This window comes from Cyanobium sp. Tous-M-B4 (assembly GCF_024345395.1).
Classification (GTDB): Bacteria; Cyanobacteriota; Cyanobacteriia; order PCC-6307; family Cyanobiaceae; genus Cyanobium_A.
The window spans coordinates 1-16,579 of sequence record NZ_JAGQBA010000010.1 but is presented as its reverse complement, the minus strand read 5'-3'; the positions used below and the strand labels follow the sequence as shown (position 1 = coordinate 16,579).

The window sequence follows — 16,579 nt, the reverse complement described above, 5'->3', positions numbered from 1 at the left end:
AGGAAAACCCCGCCATGAATAAACCCCCATCGCCAAGCTTGACCCAGCGCTTACAAGGGCTAAATGTTTATTTGATCGGCATGATGGGCGCTGGTAAGAGCGCCGTCGGCCGCCCCTTGGCCGAAGCGCTGGGCTACCGCTTCCTTGATGCCGACGATGCCCTAGAGCAGGTTGCTGGCCGCACCATCCCCGAAATCTTCGCCACTGACGGCGAAGCCGGCTTCCGAGAACTGGAAACCGCGGTGCTTGGCCAGATCGCCAGCTGGCATTCCTTGGTGGTGGCCACCGGAGGTGGAGTGGTGAACAGGCCAGAGAACTGGGGCCATATGCGCCAGGGGGTGGTGGTGTGGCTGGATGCGCCAGCGCCATTACTGCTGCAACGCCTGCGCGCCGATTCAACCCCCCGGCCCCTGCTGCAGGCCGGTGACCCCGGCGCCCGCCTAGGCGAGCTGCTGGCCCAACGGCAACCGCTCTATGCCCAGGCCGACCTGCGGGTGCAGCAGGCTGGAGATAGCCCCGTCCAAGTGGCCCAGCAGGTGCTGGCCGATCTGCCAGCCATTCTCAAAGACCCAGCTGCGGTGCCTGAGGCCCCGGTGGAGCTGCGCCAGGCCGATGGACAGATCACGCCATCCCTCAACTGAGTTCCCCCCCTTAGCCGGGCGGTTCGATCCGCACCGCAAACCACTGAATCGTCAGTCCAGGCGCCAACTCCAGTTCGCAGGCGGTTTCCAGCAGTCGCTGGGCCTGCAAGCCTGGGCTAGGGAGACCGGCCAGATCTGCCGGCACCGGCTCCAGCTTGGCAAGCCGGGCCTCAAGCCAGGCCAGGGTTTCGGCCGCCGTGAGAATCCGCTCGCCGCCACCTGGCTCCAGCACCACGTAATGATCAAGCTCCCGCAACAGGGGATCGGACATGACTGGAGCCCTACTGGCGCCCATCCTGGCGCTGCTGCTGGCGATGGGGCCGGGCGTGCTGGCGGAACGGGCCGCCCACTGGCCCGAGTGGCGCCTGCCCGCTCCCCTAGAGCGACCCTCAACTCGAGCCGGCCACCAGGATCTGAGCTACCCCGACTGGATGGCCGGGCGCTGGCAGGTGCGCAGCGAGGACCTGGACTACGAGGTGCGCTTCAGCCCCGACCCAGGCGGAGCGGTGGTGGGCGATCGGGCCTTCAATGCCACCGCGATCGGCCGGGCCCTGCTGGGCGCTGCCCTGCTGCAAGTGCGCAATGATCCGGCCAACCCAAACCGCCAGATCGCCTTGCTGGCGGGTGATCAGCAACTGGAATCGACGGTGGTGGGACGCCGCAGCGAGTCGCCCAATCCGACCGACTTCTGGGCTGACGAACTGGCCCTGCAGGTACTGCACGGCCCCGGCGACCCCCGGGTGAGCCGGGTGGAAACCCTGAGCCACTACAGCCAAAATCCCGACGGCACGGTTACAACCGAACAGTGGCAAGCCAGCTATCCCTCACCAGCTTTGGGGCTAGCCGCGGCGGCCAGCAGCAGCGGCCATTTCCAACTAACCCTGACGCCGATCAGCCCCGACCCGCTTCCAGCACAATCCGATCCCGCCAGTTGAACAGGGGCTCCAGCAGCGGGTGGTCGGCGATGCCGCTAACCCCTTGGCCCGCCAGGGGCGCACCACTACTAGCCGGGAATTTGAGCAAGCCCAACTGGGCGGCAACGGCCAGATCGGCAAGGGTGAGGCGATCACCCACCAAATAGGGCTGATCGGCAACCAGCACAGCCAACTGCTCAAGGTTGGTCTGCAGCTGCTGGCGCTCAGCACTGCCTACCACCGTTGCCACCGCCTCGCCGACGCCAGCCATCACGGCGGCGGGCAGGTTGCTGACCAGCTGACGCAGGGGGCCGGGGGTGGAGTCGGGCAGCAGGGCGGAGCGCAACAGCGGATCAACAGCCGCCGCTTGCACCAGGGCAAGCCGGCAGCCAGCAGCAAGGGCGGTATCGGCCCAGTCTTCGATCAGCAGCACCCTGGCTCGCTCGGCCGGGGCCTCGGGCAGCAGCAGCGGCTCGGGGTGATGCCGCTCCAGATAAAGGGCAATGGCCGTGGAATCGGCAATTACTTCACTGCCATCCAGCAGCACTGGCACCTGGCGCTGGCCCGACAGGCGGAAGAGTTCCAGCTGGCCCAAGCCGGGCGTGACCTCGACAACGGTGTAGTCGAGCCGTTTAGCGGCCAACACCAGCCGCACCTTCTCGCAAAAGGCCGAATGCCTGAACTGGTGCAGTTCCATGCTTCAAACCTGACCTCTGGGCGGCAGAGTAGCCAGCAAGCAGCAAGGACCGACCACCCCGGGCGATGAAGGACTTCTTCCTGAATGTGACGCGCTACCCGCGCTACCTGGTGGCTTTTGGCCTAGGTGTGGCCAATTCGGTGTTCGAGCCGCTGGCAGCCCGGGGCCGCAATCCGGTAACTGCGGTTGCCCTGATTGGCGCCGGCGTCAGCGGCCTGCTGAGCCTGGGGCTGATCCTGCATGCGATGGTGAACCCAGCACCGCTGGCATAGCCATGGCACAGAGCCGACGGGTGGAGCGGGTGGCCTCCCTGATCCGCCGCGAAATTAGTGAGCTGCTGATTGGCGGCATCAAGGACGAGCGGGTCAACCAGGGGATGGTGAGTGTCACCACAGTTGAAGTGGCCGGCGATCTGCAGCACTGCAAGATTTTTGTGAGCGTCTTCGGCAGCGACGCCGACAAAGAGCAAGCCATGGCAGGGCTGCGTTCGGCTAGCCCCTTTGTAAAAGGTGAGCTGAGCCGGCGGCTGAAAATGCGGCGCACCCCTGAGGTGGTGTTTGTGCTCGATCGAGGCATCGAAAAGGGCACCACAGTGCTGGGGCTGCTCAATCGCCTAGAAGACGAGCGGCAGGAGAAGGGCGAACCCGCTGAAGCCAGTGATCTCTGAACCAAGCGCGACCCAAACCGCCGGTCCAGCCCTGCTGCGCCTGATCCACCAACTGATCGTGGTGCGGGCCACCGGCAAACTCGCCGACCACCAACGCGGCTACCCCCGCTGGGAGCTGCCTAACAACAAGCTCCGCAGCCTGCTGGAAGCTGGCGTGGGCGGTGTGATCCTGCTTGGCGGCAGCGCCGCCGAGCTGGCCCTGCGCTGCACCCAGCTGCGCCGCTGGGCCGCTGGGCCGCTGCTGCTCTGCGCCGATGTGGAGGAGGGGGTGGGTCAGCGTTTCGACGGCGCCACTTGGTTGGTGCCACCCCTAGCCCTGGGACGCCTCTACGGACGCGAGCCCCAACAGGCGCTTGAGCTAGCCGAACGCTACGGGCAATGCACGGGCCGGGATGCCCAAGCCCTGGGGCTCAACTGGGTGCTGGGGCCGGTGTGCGATGTCAACAACAACCCGGCCAACCCGGTGATCAATGTGCGGGCCTGGGGGGAAGATCCAGCCAAAGCGGGGGCGCTGGCAGCAGCCTTTGTGCGGGGCGTGCAGGCAGCTGGGGTGCTCGGCTGCGCCAAGCACTTCCCTGGCCACGGCGACACCAGCAGCGACTCCCATATCACCCTGCCCCTGCTGCCCCACAGCCGCGAGCGGCTGGCGGCGATCGAGCTTCCGCCGTTTCAACAGGCGATCGCTGCTGGAGTGGCCTCAGTGATGACCGCCCACCTGATGCTGCCGGAGCTTGATCAAGAGCGGCCAGCCACCCTGTCCAAGCCGGTGCTTACCGGGCTGCTGCGCCAGCAGCTGGGCTTCGCTGGATTGATCGTGACCGATGCCCTGGTGATGGACGCGATCACCGGGCACTACGGCGCCGGTGAGGCGGCCGTGCTGGCCCTGGAAGCCGGGGCAGATCTGGTTTTAATGCCCGCCGATGCGGATGCCGCCATCGCCGCCATCGCTGAAGCGGTGGCCAGCGGCCGGCTCAGTGTTGAGCAGCTGGAAGCCAGTGCCGAGCGCCGCCTTCAGGCCCTGGAGCGCTGCGCTGGGCCTGAAGCGGCCTTGGCCATTGCCGATCCAGAGGCGGCCGCCCAGCCCAACCAGTCCCTGGCCCTGGAGCTGGTGCGGACCACCTTGGAGACAGCCGGCAGCACCGGCGCCGCCACCCCCCAGGCCGGCATCAACCTGATCAGGCTCGACTCAGCCCTAGCCGCAGCCGCCGCAGTGCTAAGCGCCACCGCTCCAGCGCTGGCTCGGCCCGAATCCCGCGGCTGGCGCACCGTGCTGCTGGAGGCCCGCAGCCCCAGCCCTTGGGGCACCGACACCGACGCCCCCCTCGCCTTGGAGCGGCTCGGCCCAGGACAGGTGCTGCTGCAGTTGTTTGTGCGAGGCAATCCCTTCCGCGGCAGCGCCGGCAGCGCCGAGCCCTGGCCCGCGGCCCTGCGTCAACTAGCAAGAGCAGGAAGGCTGGCGGGGCTGGTGGTGTACGGCAGCCCCTACCTCTGGGAGGAGCTGCGCCCCCTACTGCCACCGGGCGTCCCTGGCGTTTACAGCCCCGGCCAGATGCCCCTGGCTCAGGCCGAAGCTCTGCAAAGACTGGGCAGTGGACTGGGGCTGGGAGACACTGAAGCGGGCGCTGGCTTCACCGACTGAGCCGGAGCCGAGCTGTCCGTTTCTCGCCCCGTCCCCATCCGGCCCATGCTCAGTCTCTCGATGATCGTGCGCAACGAAGCCGAGCGGCTGGAGCGCTGCCTGGCCTCGGTGGCGGGCTTCGTCGATGAGATGGTGCTGCTGGACACCGGTTCCAGCGATGCCACCATCGCCATCGCCGAGAGCTGCGGTGCGGTTGTACACCAGCTGCCTTGGCCAGGGGATTTCGCGCCGGCCCGCAATGAGGCCCTAGGGCACGTGAACGGGGACTGGGTGCTCGTGCTCGATGCCGACGAGTGGCTGCTGCCCGAGGCCCGCCAGCCGCTCCAAGCCCTGATGGCCGAGCCGGATCTACTGCTGATCAACCTGCTGCGGCAGGAGCTGGGGGCGGCCCAGTCGCCTTACTCAAATGTGAGCCGCCTGTTTCGCCGCCATCCAGCCATTCACTGGAGCCGGCCCTACCACTCGATGGTGGATGACAGCGTGCTGGCCCTGCTGGGAAAGGAGCCCCACTGGCAACTGGCTGATTGCGCTGTGCCTGCCTTGGCCCACGATGGCTACCGCACTGATCTGCTGGCCAGCGGCGCCAAGGCGAAACGGCTGCGCCAGGCCATGGAGGCCGACCTGGCCTCCCAGCCGGGAGATCCCTACGCCTGCGCCAAGCTCGGCAGCCTGGAGGTGAGCGAGGGCAACCGCGAACGCGGCATTGCCTTGCTGCAGCAGGGGTTAGCCCGGTGCCCAGCCAGCCGCCATCCCGAGCGCTACGAGCTGCTGCTGCACCTGGCGATCGCCCTGGGCAGCAGCGACCCAAAACACGCCAGCCAGCTCTACCGCCAAGCCCTGGAGCTACCCCTGCCGGCGAGGCTCACCCTGGCGGCCCGGCTGAATCTGTCCGCCCTGCTGCAAGAGCCCGGCACCACGAGCCAGGGCGCCCTGGAAGAGGCCTGCGAATTGTGCCGCCAGGCCTGCGCAGCGGCGCCCGAACTGGGACTCGGCTGGCTGCACCTGGGGATCAGCGAGCGGCGACGCGGTCAGCTGCCGGCGGCAATCGCGGCCTACCGCTCAGCCCTGGAGCGCGATCCAAACCTGGCCGCCGCCCAGCAGAACTTGGCCGTGGCCCTGCTGCTCAGCGGTGACGTGCCAGGGGCCCGCAGCGGCTTCCGCCAGGCGATCGCCCTGTTGGAGCAGCAAAACCGGCAAAGCGAAGCGGAAGCACTGCGGCAACAGGCGGGCAGCATGGTCAAGCTGGATGACCAGTGATCCCCCTGGCCATGGCTTCTGACTCCTATCTGAGCGGCCGCAGCATCGCCGTGACCAGGGCCGAAACCCAGCTAGGGGAAGCCCGGCGCCTGTTTGAAGCCGCTGGCGCCAGGGTGGTCGACCTCCCTGCCTTGGTGGTGACCCAACCAGATGAATGGGGGCCCCTCGACGATGCCCTGGCCGAGCTCGATGATTTCCACTGGCTGGTTTTTTCCAGTGGCAACGGAGTTGAGGCAGTGGAGCAGCGGCTGCGCCGCATCGGCCGCTCCCTGGCACGGCGGCCCAGCCACCTCAAGATCGCTGCGGTAGGCCGCAAAACCGCGGCGCAGCTCGAATCGCTTGGATCGCCCGCCGACTTCATCCCGCCCAGCTTTGTGGCTGACAGCCTGCTCGAGCACTTTCCCGTCTCAGGCTGGGGGCTGCGCCTTTTGCTGCCCCGGGTGCAGAGCGGCGGCCGCACACTGCTAGCGGATGCCTTCGCCGCTGCTGGTGTCCGGGTGGTTGAAGTTGCCGCCTACGAAACCGGCTGTCCCGAGGGTTTACCCAGCGCTGCGGTGGCCGCCTTAGAGCACCGGCGCCTCGACGCCATCACCTTCAGCAGCGGCAAAACCGTGAGCCACACCTGCCAGCTGCTGGAAGGGGCTTTCGGGCCCACCTGGAGCAGCCAGCTGGAGGGGGTGGCGGTGGTTTCAATTGGACCCCAAACCAGCGAGCGCTGCCTGCAGCTACTCGGCCGCGTCGATGCTGAAGCCGATCCCCATGACTTGAATGGACTGGTGGAGGCCTGCGGCCGCAGCCTCAGAGCTCGGCCGTCACCGCCTGCTTGCCCTGACGCAGGGTGAGGCGACCCTTTTGAACATCGATGCTGGCCACGCTCCAACCAGCCGGCAGTAGGGGCGTGGTTCGGTAATCCATGGTTCTGGAGTCCGTGGTGCTGCCGCCTCTCTGACCAACCCGCAAGGTGCCGCTCTCCGCACCGAACTGCACCAGAGCCTCAGGGGTGCCGCCGGAGCGAATCACGCCGTTGAAGATCAAGCCAGGGGGAAGGCTGAGAAGTACCGGTCGGGTTGCGCTTATCTGCAAAGGTGCAAAGGGATCAACACGCCCAGAGGCAACGGAAGCCACCACCTGGTTGGAGCTGGGCAGGGGTGTCAGTCCTGCCAAGGGAGCTGGTGCCCCAACAGGCGCTGGTGCTGGGGGCGCCGCCTGCGACTTGGGCGGAGGGGTTGCCTGGCTGGTGGCCTGCGGGGGCTTCTCCCCAGAGCAGGAGACCAGCAGCAGGGCTGCAGCGATGGCAGAGCCGAGGAACTTAAGGGTTGCGGGTTTCAACGAGATCACGGAATCGGTCAAGGTTGGCCTGAAGCTCCTTGGTCACAATTCCACCCAGGATGCTTGGTTCCATCAATGGTGCCAAGACCCCAGGCAATTCATAGCTGACGCTCAGCTTGACCGCCGTGAGCTCGGGCGCCTGGGAGTAGAAGCGCACCGCTCCCTTAGTGGGCAGGCCTCCCACCGACTCCCAGTGCAGTTGCTGGGCCTCCACCCGCTGGCTGATACGGGCTTTCCAATGGAAGCGGAAACCCTGCGCCGCCAGGGTCCAATCGGTGAGATCGGGATCGCCCGGCTCGGTTACAACCGACTCGATCCAGCGCATCCACTGGGGCATCGCCTCCAAGTCACTCCATACCTCCCACACCTGATCCACCGAGGCCCGGATCTCTGTGGTGACGCTGTGCTCAAGCCAACGGCCCATGGAATCTCCTACGAAACAGAGGTGTTGGTGGCCAGCGCAGCCTGGCTTCCCAGGATCGCCGCTGCGGCTAAGCGCCCACTCATGGTGGCGCCTTCCATCGAATCGATGTAATCCTGCTTGGTGTAACTACCGGCCAGATAAAAATTGGCTACCGGCGTGGCTTGCTCTGGCCGGTAAGGCTCCATGCCGGGAGCCTCGCGGTAAAGGGACTGGGCCAGCTTCACCACGTTGCTCCACACCAGCTTCAGGCCCGCGGCCGAAGGGAACAGGCTTCGCACTTGGGCGTCGGTGTGGGCCACGATCTCTTCGGTTTTCTTGGGAATCCAGGGATCACCTGGGGTGAGCACGCACTGGAGCAAGGAGCCCTGCCCCTGTTTGCGGTAATCCTCGGGACTGGCCAGGGCCAGATCGGCGAAGCAGCTGAAGTCAGCGTCGGCGGTATAAAGCAGGTTGTCGAGGCCAGCGGGGCTGCTGAGATCGGCGCGGGCGGCGGTGGCGGCGGCGCCATCACCGAGCTCGGTCACCCAGCCGTCATAACGGAGCTGCACGGTGGCCACCGGCACCGCATCAAGTTTGTAAATGTTGTCGAATAGGGGCCAGCGGCGCCAGGTTTGGGGCAGCATTCGCTGAATACCAGGCACATCGCAGGCGGCCAAATAGGTGTCTGCGACTACAGAGACATCGCCCTCAGGGGTGCCGAGAGTGAGGCTGCTCACCCGGGTAGCGGGCTGGCCATCGACGCCAGCTTCCCCCTCCTCGAAATGCACCTCCGTGACCCGGTGGCGCAGATGCAGCCGGCCGCCGCGCTGCTGGATGTAGTCGAGGATCGGGCCCGTGAGCCAGCGGTGGGGCGAGCCTTTGAGCAGGTTGAGCTTGGAGGCCTCGGTTTTAGAAGCAAACATCATGAAGATCGTCAGCATGCAGCGGGCCGAGATCGCCTCGCAATCAATGAAGCCCAGGGCATAGGCGATCGGATTCCACATCCGCTTAATGCTCTGCTCACTGCCGCCATGGCCCACAAACCACTCCTGGAAGCTGATCCGATCCAGGGCTCGGATCGTCTTCATTGCCCCCTCGTAGTCCACCAAGCCGCGCACGATCGGGCTGGTGCCCAGGGCTAGGGCATTGCGCAGCTTGTCGATCCAGTCGAGCTGGGGAGTGGTGAAGAAGGCCTTCAAGCCGTTGAAGGGCGCGCCAAGGGCGAAGCGAAAGTCGAGCTCGCGCAGATCGCCGCCAGTATTCACAAACAAGTGGGTGTGGTCCTTGGGCAGCAGGTTGTCGATCGCCCCCACCTTGCGCATCAGGGCGAAGAGGTTGGCGTAGTTGAAAAAGAACACATGCAGCCCCATCTCAATGTGGTTGCCGCCCTCATCCACCCAGCTGCCCACCTTGCCGCCCAGAAACGGCCGGGCCTCGTAGAGATCCACCTGATGGCCGGCATCCACCAGATCCACCGCCGCAGATAAACCGGCCAGTCCCGCTCCCACGATGGCGACCTGCACCCTTTCAACCCTCATTAGTGCGCTGACTCTATGGAGACACTCCGCCAGGCAGCGAACGGGGAGCCTTCATACAGTGGTTGGAACCGGCGTAGATCTCGATGGGTACGGAAACTGTCACAGCTGTTGCAGCCCAGGCCCAACCCACCTTCACAGCCAAAGACGGGAAAGGGATCCTGATCACCGAACCGGCCATGAAGCAGCTGGGGGCTCTGATGAACCAGCAGGGCGAGGCCAAGGTGTTGAGGGTGGGCGTGCGCTCCGGGGGCTGCAGCGGCATGAGCTACACGATGGACTTCATCGATGCCAGCGCGATCCAGGGCGATGACGAGCACTACACCTACGAACCTGCCGATGCTCCCAGTTTCGCGGTGGTGTGTGATCCCAAGAGCCTGCTCTACATCTACGGAATGCAGCTGGATTTTTCCTCAGCCCTAATCGGCGGCGGCTTTAACTTCACCAACCCCAATGCCAGCCAAACCTGCGGCTGCGGCAGCTCGTTTGCGGTGTGATGCCTATCGGGTGGCAATCTGAGCACATGACCAGGCAAGCCGCCTCCCTATGACCTCAGCAGAAGCACCCTCCCTGTTCGAGCAGGCAATGCAGCGCTACCAGGAGGGAGTGGCACCAGCTGAATTGATCGATAGCTTCATCGCCATCACCGAGCAGTCCCCCAACCAGTCGGCGGGATGGACCTGCCTGGCCTGGCTGCAGCTGCTCGATGAGCAACCCCAAGCCGCCCTGCGCTCCGCCAAAACTGCCGTGCGCCTCAACCCCCAGGATCCCCAAGCCCGCATCAACCTGAGCCTGGCCATGCTGGAAACGGGCGCCAAAGGGGTGCGCGAACACGTCGAAATTGTGCAGCGGGTAATGGCAATGGCGCCTGAGATGACTGGCGAACTGCAGGAGTCGATCGCCGATGGCCTAGTGCGCAAACCAGGCTGGAAGGCCATGGAGAAGCTGAAGGCCTGGCTGGCGGGTTGAAACCGGTTCTGCTACTCAGCAACGGCCACGGGGAAGACCTCAGTGGTGCCCTTGTAGCTGCCGAGCTGATGCAGCGGGGAATCCCGGTTGAGGCCCTGCCCTTGGTGGGTCACGGCAGCCCCTATCGCCAGCGGGGCGTGCCGGTGCTGGGCCGCACCCGCAGCTGCAGCACGGGCGGTCTCGGCTACACCAGCCTGCGCGGACGGCTCAGCGAGCTGCTGGAAGGCCAGATGGGCCATGTGCTCGGCCGGCTATTGCTTCTACGCCGCCGCCGCCGCCACTACGGCCTGGTGGTGGCCGTGGGCGATGTGCTGGCGGTACTGGGGAGCTGGCTCTCGGGCCTGCCCAGCGCCGTTTACCTAGTGGCTTACTCCAGCCACTACGAAGGCCGCCTGCGCCTGCCCTGGCCCTGCGGCTGGCTGCTGAACCAAGCAAGCATCAAAACCATCTGGAGCCGCGATTCCCTAACCGCCAACGACCTCAGCCAGCAACTGAAACGTGCCGTGGTCTTCCTCGGCAATCCCTTCCTCGACGTGGTGAGCGCCGACACAAGCGAATCACTGCCACTGCCGGCGTTGCAATTGGCGCTGGTGCCAGGCAGCCGCCTGCCGGAAGCGGCGCGCAATTTCGCTCTAATGCTGCGGGTGCTGGCCCTGCTGCCCGAGGAATGGGCGCGCAGCCAGCCCCTGCGGCTACGCGCCGCCCTAGTGCCTGAGCTCGACGGCAGTCGCGTTGCCAAGCTGGCCGGCTCCCTGGGCTGGCGGCTCGAGGCAAGCAACCGGCTGGTTCGCGGCCCCCTGGCAGTTGAACTTGGCTGGGGTCAGTTTGGGGAGATCTTGGCCTCCTCCCAGCTGGTGCTGTGCATGGCTGGCACCGCCGCCGAACAGGCCGTGGGGCTAGGCAAGCCAGTGCTGCAGCTGGTGGGACAGGGCCCCCAATTCACAGCGGGCTTTGCTGAAGCCCAGCGCCGCTTGCTTGGCCCTGGCGTGCGCTGCGCCCCCGGCAGCAGCGGCAGTGCAGCAAGCCTGGCCGCCACCGCCCAGCTAGCCCAGGAACTGCTGGAGCAGCAAAGCGATCCCAAGCAAGGACCAGCCCTACGCCAGTCCCTGGCGGCCATTGGCCTGGAGCGAATCGGCGCGCCCGGCGGCAGCCAGGCGATCGCAGCGGCGATCATGGCAATGCTGCGCCCTAATCAAGGTCTCTGAGCTGCAATGTCCACACCTAACCCCTCTCCCAGCTTGCTGCAGCAACTCAAGGGATCGATGGACACCCTGCTGGTGGTGGATGTGTTTGTGGTGATTGGCGGGGCAATTTGGTTTGCCGTGGCCGTAACCCTGCACAGCCAGCACATCGAAGCCCCCCTGGAGTTGTTTCAGCGGCTGTGGGAGCCGCTTTTTACCCCGGCAATTGGCTTGCTGATGGGAGCAGCGCTGCTCAGCGGGGTGCTGGGTTGGTGGCAGCGGCGAGGGCAGCGCTGAGCTGGGGATACTGAAAAGTGAACCCCTGGGCCAGCAAGCGCTCGGGCACCACCTGCTGGCCCTCCAGCACCACCTGGGCCCCATCGCCAAGCAACAGCTGCAGGATCGGCCCCGGCACGGGCAACAGGCTGGGGCGTCCTAGGGCCTTGCCTAGGGCGCTGGCGAACAGGCCCATGGTGGTGGCTTCCGGGCTAACGGCGTTGTAGACCCCGCTGTAGGCGCCATCTTCAAGGGCCGTGGCGATCAAGCGACAGAGATCGTGGCGATGAATCCAGCTCATCCACTGGCGTCCGGATCCGACTGGCCCACCGAAACCCAAACGGAAGATGGGCAACATCTTGCCGAGGGCACCACCATCGGGGCCGAGCACGATGCCGATGCGCAGCTTCACCAACCGGCAAGCAGCTGGAACCTGATCAGCGGCCGCTTCCCAGCGCTGGCAGATTTCGGCCAGAAAATCACTACCGGCGGGGCTGGTCTCGCTGAAGCGCATCTGCGTACTGGAGCCGTAGAAGCCCACAGCTGAACCATTAACCAGCACGGCGGGGGGCTGCTCCAACCGCGCCAAGGCAGCCACCAGCAGCTCAGTGGTGCGAACACGGCTTTGCAGCAACAACTGGCAGTGGCCAGGGGTCCAACGACGTTCAGCGATCGGCTCACCGGCGAGGTTCACAACACCCTCCGCCTCAGAAAGGGCCCTATCAAGGCCGTTATCGGCCCAACTGGCCGCATCGGCCGGATCTAGGCGTATGCAGGCCAGCCTCTTACCAACCAGAGCCGGAAAGGGCTGGGACTGACGACTCACGAGGGTCAGCTCATGGCCTAGCTCGAGCAGAAAAGGCACCAGCTCGCGGCCAACAAACCCCGAACAACCCAGCAGCAGCAGCCGCATTTCAGACTTAACAGCTTGAGGGAGGCTAGGCGGTTGCAACTGAGACGAGCTGGTCTGGACTGCCCGGTGCGCCTTAGCCTGAGCCAACAGACAAATTCACCATGGCTGACGCCGCCCCAGCACCTGCAGCCCAAACGCCCTTAAAGAAGGGCAGCCTGGTGCGGGTAAATAAAGCTGCTTACAGCGGCAGCCTGGAAGCCAACGCGAGCGATGCACTGCCGGGCTACTTGATTGAAGGTCCTGGCGAAATCCTGGCTATCAAGGGCGACTATGCCCAGCTGCGCTGGCGACGCCCGGTGCCGGATGTATGGCTGCGGCTGGATCAGCTGGAAGTCTTTAGTAATTAAAGCCAACGGGGGCCATCTTTTGGCTCAAATCCCTAGCTCCCGCCGCTGGGACTGCAAGTTCTGACGGCGCTGGCGAGCTTGCTTCAGCAGCTCCCTACCGTCGTGCAGATATGAATCCACGTAGCCCATGGTGTAGCGCTCCAGTTCAGTTAAAGCGTCTTTCACCAAGCTGAGGCAGTGATAAAGATCGAGGGCAAATGCTTGTCCGCCTGGTGGACATACCTGGGAGCGGTAGATCAACTCGACCTTGTCGACGCGGGACTGGCCTTGTTCAAGAAAGGCACAGAATGACTCCATCAAGGTGTCGTCGTAGGGATCAGCCGAAAGAGCCTTGAGCTGGGCTGGAAATGGGTTGATCACCTGAGCCAAAAGCCGATCAATCGGCCCATACACCTGCTGCAACCACTGCTGCAACACGGCATCAGTGGCAGCGCTGCGTGTCGACTGGGCACGGGCCCGCTTCACGGAAAAGCTGGCGCCAGCAGGATCTAAAGAGGTGGGCGCTGTGAGGTCGTAGCGGCGGCGGCGATCGGCATCGCGTAAAACCTCCCAGGCAGCGTTTAGAGCCAGGATTGTGCGGTCATCGCCGCCGGCATCCGGGTGGTGTTGCTTCACCAGGGCCCGGTAGGCGGCCTTGATTTCAGCGCCGCTAGCAGTGGGTGAAACACCCAGCACGCGATAAGGATCGGCAGTGGGTTCAGCAGCAGCCAGGGCTCAGCCTCCGCAGGCAAAGGAATTTGTTGATGACTTTAGGAACTCAGGCCGCGCTGCCTGCCAACATCGCTTGTTGCTGCCCAACAAAAAACCCCGGGGTGAGCCGGGGTTGATTGAGGTGTGTGTGTTGAGAAGTGGAGGAGGAAAGGACCGGAGGTGTGTGAGGAATCCGGCCCTATTTGTTCTGAGAATCAGAACTTGAAGGTGGTCTTGAGCAGGCCGCCAACGGTATCGCTAACGCCGGTGTTCTCGATGTAGAAGAACGCAGGGGTCACGCTGATGTTGTCGGTGACTTGGAACTTGTAGAACAGTTCGTAGGCGATGGTGTCTTCACCATTATCGAACCAGAGGCCGCCAGTGCCTTGACCGGCACCCAAGGCAGCCTGACCAGCACTACCGATTGCCATACCAAGGGAATTGCCCTTAACGAAGGCATCAGCCCACTGCAGGCCAACCATCCAGCTCCAGTTGTCATCCAAGAGGGAGGCACTGGAGGTGCCGTAACCAAAACCGGCGCTGATAGAGGGCACCCAGCTCGCTTCAGAGGGCTGCCAATAGGCGCTTAGGCCCATGTTGTTTGAATACACACCATCGATCTGGCCAAAATCAGCGAAATCGGAGTAGGTGTAAGCAAGAGCGGCACCGAAGTTCTTGCCGGCGTAGCCAACTTGGGTGGTGAAGGTGTAAGCCTCGCCAACACCAATCTGGGAACTTTCAGCAGCGGCTTCGTTCGAAACGAAGTTGGTGCTGATGCTGAATCCATCTTTCTGATAGGAGACGCCAACACCGGCTCCCAGGTTCAGGCTGTAGGTACCGCGAGCACCTGCAAAAGTGAACAGGTCAAGAATGGTGTCGGAAGGATAAACACTGGGCCACATGGCCAGCATGTCATCCTGACGAACCTTGGCACCAAAGGTGGCGGTCAGGCCATCACCCACGGGGAACTGATAGAAGAGGCGGTTGATGCCAACCGTGTCTTGGCCACTGGTGGTGCCGCGACCACCTGTTTCTTCCTGGAAAGCGACTTCCAAGGTAGTGTTGCCGTTGCCGAAGGCGGAATTAGCAAAGTTGCCGGAGCGCAGGGTGGTGCGCAGCAGGTCCTTGCCGGTGAAGCTGGTGTCGAAGGTCAGACGAACGTCATAGTTGAAAGTGACCTCGTCGCCGAAACCGGTGTTAGAGGCACCGCCCACTACGAAGGTGGCCAGGCCTTTCAGCTTGGTGGTGGTGGAGAACTGGTTGGCTTCCAGCTCGCCCACTTTGGCCTCAAGGCCGTCAACGCGACCCTTGAGGATGGCGAGTTCCTTTTCGAACTCAGCCATCAGCTTCTTGAGCTCGTCGGTCACTTCGGTGACGCGGTCTAGACAAGCGTTAAGCAGAGCAGCTGCTTCGAAGCGGGTCATGGCCCGGGCACCCTTGTAGGTGCCGTCGGGGTAACCAGCGACGCAGCCGTAGCGCTCGATCAGGTTGGACAGAGCCTGGTAAGCCCAGTCGGTGGGCTTGACGTCAGAGAACTGGGAGATGCTGGTGACTTGCTCCTCGGAGGCGTACTTGTTGACGCCGTCCAAGTTGAGCTCAGCTGCGGTAGCGGCCACGGGGGCCAGCAGGCCGAGGGCTGCAGGTGCAACCAAGAGTTGCTTAAAGAGTTTCATGGGTTCCTCACACGAGATGGCGCAATGCGCCGAACTCATAATCACTCGGTATCACAGCAACTGCGCCTAGGCCTGTGCCACTGCGCACAATGACACGCGCTCTCCTGCTACTTTCCCCGCCAAAACGATGCCCCCGACGGGCACGGGGCTCGTCGGGGGCTCTCGCCGGGTCCGCTATGGCGCGGAACCGTTTGATCAGGAATCAGGCGCCGAAATCAGCCGGCGTTCTCCGCGATCAGCAGACCCTGGGTGAAACAACTGGAACTCACGGGCACCTCCTCCTCTGGGGATTGGAGCCAGCCGGCGATGCATTCGGCGCCCGCCGAAACGGAATGCCACATCACTGCTGACAGATCAAACCCATCTTAAGGGGGAAAGGACCAAAGCTAAGAGCCCTTTTCATACGATCTTTAGCGCACAAATTCCAATCAAGACTCATGGATGGGTCCAGCCACTCCCTAACCAGCAGACCTAAGCATCTGGCCAGGCGGCAGTGGACATCACCGGCTCGCAGCCGCCGGAAACTCCTACGCCGCTGGATCCATGGAGTACTGGAGAAAATAGTGTGCCATTTCGCGATCCACGGAGATCAACCTGTGTTTTCCACTGAGCAATTCAGCTGGATTAGCGAAGTGGAGGCCAACTGGTGCAACGTGCGCAGGGAACTAGATGCGGTGATGGAATATCGGGAGGGGATGCCGAATTTCCAGGACATCCTGCGGGAAGTGGGCGGCATCCAGAAGGATGACAACTGGAAAACCTTCTTCCTAAAAGGTGTAGGAATGAACTGCAGGGAAAATGCCAGGCGCTGCCCAGAAACCATGCGCGTTTTGGCAGTGATTCCAGGTTGCACCACTGCTTTCTTCTCAATCCTTTCACCCCGAAAGAAGATCCCCCCCCACCGAGGTGCGTGGGCAGGGGTGCTCCGCATGCACCTTGGCCTAATGGTGCCGGAACCTCGGAAGCGATGCCGCATCCGCATTGCTGATCAGGTGCACATGTGGCAAGAGGGACGGTGCCTGGTTTTTGATGACACCTACAATCACCAAGTTTGGAATAACACCGATGGATACAGAGTTGTGCTTTTCGTGGACTTCGAGCGACCGCTGCGCTGGCCGCTTAACAGCCTGAATCGATGGGTGCTGAACTTAGCTGCGCTTGCCCCCATTCTGCGAGAGGCCAATGCAAAGCAGCAAGCTGCTGAACGCAGCTTCTGGCAGAAATTTGCAGCCAAGACAATTGAGCCATAAAAAAGCGCCCCTTTCGGGGCGCTAAAAACTGGATTAACCGAATTAAACTTTTCTCCTAGAGAGCGTTGCCGCGGGGCAGAACCTCTTCAGGGAAGACGAAGTTTTCATGCGGCTGGTCAGCCGGTGCCATCCAGGCACGCAGACCTTCATTCAGCAAGATGTTCTTGGTGTAGAAGGTTTCAAATTCAGGATCCTCAG

General features: G+C 63.6%; 22 protein-coding genes and 1 pseudogene. 13 read left to right on the top strand and 10 right to left on the bottom strand.

Annotated elements, in window-relative coordinates:
* Positions 1-14 precede the first annotated feature (14 nt).
* Positions 15-641, top strand: a complete 627-nt coding sequence (locus tag KBY73_RS14850) for a shikimate kinase (protein ID WP_254937838.1) — start codon at positions 15-17, stop codon at positions 639-641.
* A 10-nt stretch (positions 642-651) separates the two neighbouring features.
* Here the strand turns inward: KBY73_RS14850 and KBY73_RS14845 are convergent, their stop codons facing one another.
* Positions 652-912: a chlororespiratory reduction protein 7 gene (locus tag KBY73_RS14845; protein ID WP_254937837.1), complete on the bottom strand. Its 261-nt coding sequence runs from the start codon at positions 910-912 to the stop codon at positions 652-654.
* Between KBY73_RS14845 and KBY73_RS14840 the strand changes: the two genes are divergently transcribed.
* Positions 911-1,576, top strand: coding sequence for a DUF6816 family protein (locus KBY73_RS14840; protein ID WP_254937836.1), 666 nt, complete (start codon positions 911-913; stop codon positions 1,574-1,576). The two genes, KBY73_RS14845 and KBY73_RS14840, sit on opposite strands and share 2 nt — an antisense overlap.
* Here the strand turns inward: KBY73_RS14840 and KBY73_RS14835 are convergent.
* Positions 1,533-2,252 carry a glutathione S-transferase gene (locus tag KBY73_RS14835; protein WP_254937835.1) on the bottom strand — a complete coding sequence of 240 codons (720 nt, stop codon included), beginning with the start codon at positions 2,250-2,252 and terminating at the stop codon, positions 1,533-1,535. The genes KBY73_RS14840 and KBY73_RS14835 overlap by 44 nt on opposite strands.
* Before the next feature lie 65 nt (positions 2,253-2,317).
* Here KBY73_RS14835 and KBY73_RS14830 point away from each other — a divergent pair, with 65 nt between their 5' ends.
* Genes KBY73_RS14830 through KBY73_RS14810 form a run of 5 tightly spaced genes read left to right on the top strand, consistent with a single transcriptional unit; the run spans position 2,318 to position 6,657 of the window.
* Complete coding sequence (locus KBY73_RS14830) at positions 2,318-2,524, top strand: DUF751 family protein (RefSeq protein WP_106633081.1); 207 nt, start codon at positions 2,318-2,320, stop codon at positions 2,522-2,524.
* Positions 2,525-2,526: 2 nt separating this feature from the next.
* On the top strand, positions 2,527-2,919 hold the full coding sequence (gene rbfA, locus KBY73_RS14825) for a 30S ribosome-binding factor RbfA (protein WP_254937834.1): 393 nt from the start codon (positions 2,527-2,529) through the stop codon (positions 2,917-2,919).
* Positions 2,909-4,558, top strand: coding sequence for a glycoside hydrolase family 3 N-terminal domain-containing protein (locus KBY73_RS14820; protein WP_396097244.1), 1,650 nt, complete (start codon positions 2,909-2,911; stop codon positions 4,556-4,558). Before rbfA ends, KBY73_RS14820 begins: the two co-directional genes overlap by 11 nt.
* A gap of 45 nt (positions 4,559-4,603) precedes the next feature.
* Positions 4,604-5,815, top strand: a complete 1,212-nt coding sequence (locus KBY73_RS14815) for a TPR domain-containing glycosyltransferase (protein WP_254937833.1) — start codon at positions 4,604-4,606, stop codon at positions 5,813-5,815.
* Positions 5,816-5,826: 11 nt separating this feature from the next.
* Positions 5,827-6,657: a uroporphyrinogen-III synthase gene (locus tag KBY73_RS14810; protein WP_254937832.1), complete on the top strand. Its 831-nt coding sequence runs from the start codon at positions 5,827-5,829 to the stop codon at positions 6,655-6,657.
* Here the strand turns inward: KBY73_RS14810 and KBY73_RS14805 are convergent.
* From KBY73_RS14805 to zds, 3 genes are read right to left on the bottom strand one after another with little or no spacing between them, the layout of a single operon-like run.
* Positions 6,614-7,153 carry a hypothetical protein gene (locus tag KBY73_RS14805; protein WP_254937831.1) on the bottom strand — a complete coding sequence of 180 codons (540 nt, stop codon included), beginning with the start codon at positions 7,151-7,153 and terminating at the stop codon, positions 6,614-6,616. The two genes, KBY73_RS14810 and KBY73_RS14805, sit on opposite strands and share 44 nt — an antisense overlap.
* Positions 7,125-7,568, bottom strand: a complete 444-nt coding sequence (locus tag KBY73_RS14800) for an SRPBCC family protein (protein ID WP_254937830.1) — start codon at positions 7,566-7,568, stop codon at positions 7,125-7,127. The genes KBY73_RS14805 and KBY73_RS14800 overlap by 29 nt, the downstream gene beginning before the upstream one ends.
* A gap of 8 nt (positions 7,569-7,576) precedes the next feature.
* On the bottom strand, positions 7,577-9,070 hold the full coding sequence (zds, locus tag KBY73_RS14795; RefSeq protein ID WP_254937856.1) for a 9,9'-di-cis-zeta-carotene desaturase: 1,494 nt from the start codon (positions 9,068-9,070) through the stop codon (positions 7,577-7,579).
* Positions 9,071-9,168: 98 nt separating this feature from the next.
* Here zds and KBY73_RS14790 point away from each other — a divergent pair, with 98 nt between their 5' ends.
* From KBY73_RS14790 to KBY73_RS14775, 4 genes are read left to right on the top strand one after another with little or no spacing between them, the layout of a single operon-like run.
* A complete protein-coding gene (locus KBY73_RS14790) occupies positions 9,169-9,579 on the top strand; it encodes an iron-sulfur cluster assembly accessory protein (RefSeq protein WP_254937829.1) in 411 nt (136 codons plus the stop codon).
* Positions 9,580-9,628: 49 nt separating this feature from the next.
* Entirely contained in the window at positions 9,629-10,051 is a 423-nt protein-coding gene (locus tag KBY73_RS14785; RefSeq protein ID WP_254937828.1) for a M48 family metallopeptidase, read from the top strand.
* Positions 10,048-11,256, top strand: coding sequence for a lipid-A-disaccharide synthase-related protein (locus KBY73_RS14780; RefSeq protein WP_254937827.1), 1,209 nt, complete (start codon positions 10,048-10,050; stop codon positions 11,254-11,256). Before KBY73_RS14785 ends, KBY73_RS14780 begins: the two co-directional genes overlap by 4 nt.
* A gap of 6 nt (positions 11,257-11,262) precedes the next feature.
* Positions 11,263-11,529 (top strand): hypothetical protein, encoded by a 267-nt coding sequence (locus tag KBY73_RS14775; protein ID WP_254937826.1) that lies wholly within the window; start codon positions 11,263-11,265, stop codon positions 11,527-11,529.
* On the opposite strand, the gene KBY73_RS14770 is transcribed toward KBY73_RS14775, so the two are convergent.
* Positions 11,486-12,421 carry a TIGR01777 family oxidoreductase gene (locus tag KBY73_RS14770; RefSeq protein WP_254937825.1) on the bottom strand — a complete coding sequence of 312 codons (936 nt, stop codon included), beginning with the start codon at positions 12,419-12,421 and terminating at the stop codon, positions 11,486-11,488. The two genes, KBY73_RS14775 and KBY73_RS14770, sit on opposite strands and share 44 nt — an antisense overlap.
* A 101-nt stretch (positions 12,422-12,522) precedes the next feature.
* Between KBY73_RS14770 and ndhO the strand changes: the two genes are divergently transcribed.
* Positions 12,523-12,768, top strand: a complete 246-nt coding sequence (gene ndhO, locus KBY73_RS14765; protein ID WP_254937824.1) for an NAD(P)H-quinone oxidoreductase subunit O — start codon at positions 12,523-12,525, stop codon at positions 12,766-12,768.
* A gap of 24 nt (positions 12,769-12,792) precedes the next feature.
* On the opposite strand, the gene KBY73_RS14760 is transcribed toward ndhO, so the two are convergent.
* From KBY73_RS14760 to KBY73_RS14750, 3 genes are all read right to left on the bottom strand, one after another.
* Positions 12,793-13,443: a J domain-containing protein gene (locus tag KBY73_RS14760; RefSeq protein WP_254937823.1), complete on the bottom strand. Its 651-nt coding sequence runs from the start codon at positions 13,441-13,443 to the stop codon at positions 12,793-12,795.
* Positions 13,444-13,673: 230 nt separating this feature from the next.
* Positions 13,674-15,131 carry an iron uptake porin gene (locus tag KBY73_RS14755; protein ID WP_254937822.1) on the bottom strand — a complete coding sequence of 486 codons (1,458 nt, stop codon included), beginning with the start codon at positions 15,129-15,131 and terminating at the stop codon, positions 13,674-13,676.
* 215 nt (positions 15,132-15,346) lie between these two features.
* Positions 15,347-15,472, bottom strand: a complete 126-nt coding sequence (locus KBY73_RS14750) for a hypothetical protein (RefSeq protein WP_254937821.1) — start codon at positions 15,470-15,472, stop codon at positions 15,347-15,349.
* Between the two features lie 255 nt (positions 15,473-15,727).
* Here KBY73_RS14750 and KBY73_RS14745 point away from each other — a divergent pair, with 255 nt between their 5' ends.
* Complete coding sequence (locus KBY73_RS14745) at positions 15,728-16,381, top strand: aspartyl/asparaginyl beta-hydroxylase domain-containing protein (RefSeq protein WP_254937820.1); 654 nt, start codon at positions 15,728-15,730, stop codon at positions 16,379-16,381.
* 55 nt (positions 16,382-16,436) lie between these two features.
* Here the strand turns inward: KBY73_RS14745 and KBY73_RS14740 are convergent.
* Positions 16,437-16,579, bottom strand: a pseudogene (locus KBY73_RS14740) (photosystem II D2 protein (photosystem q(a) protein)); the annotation flags it as partial.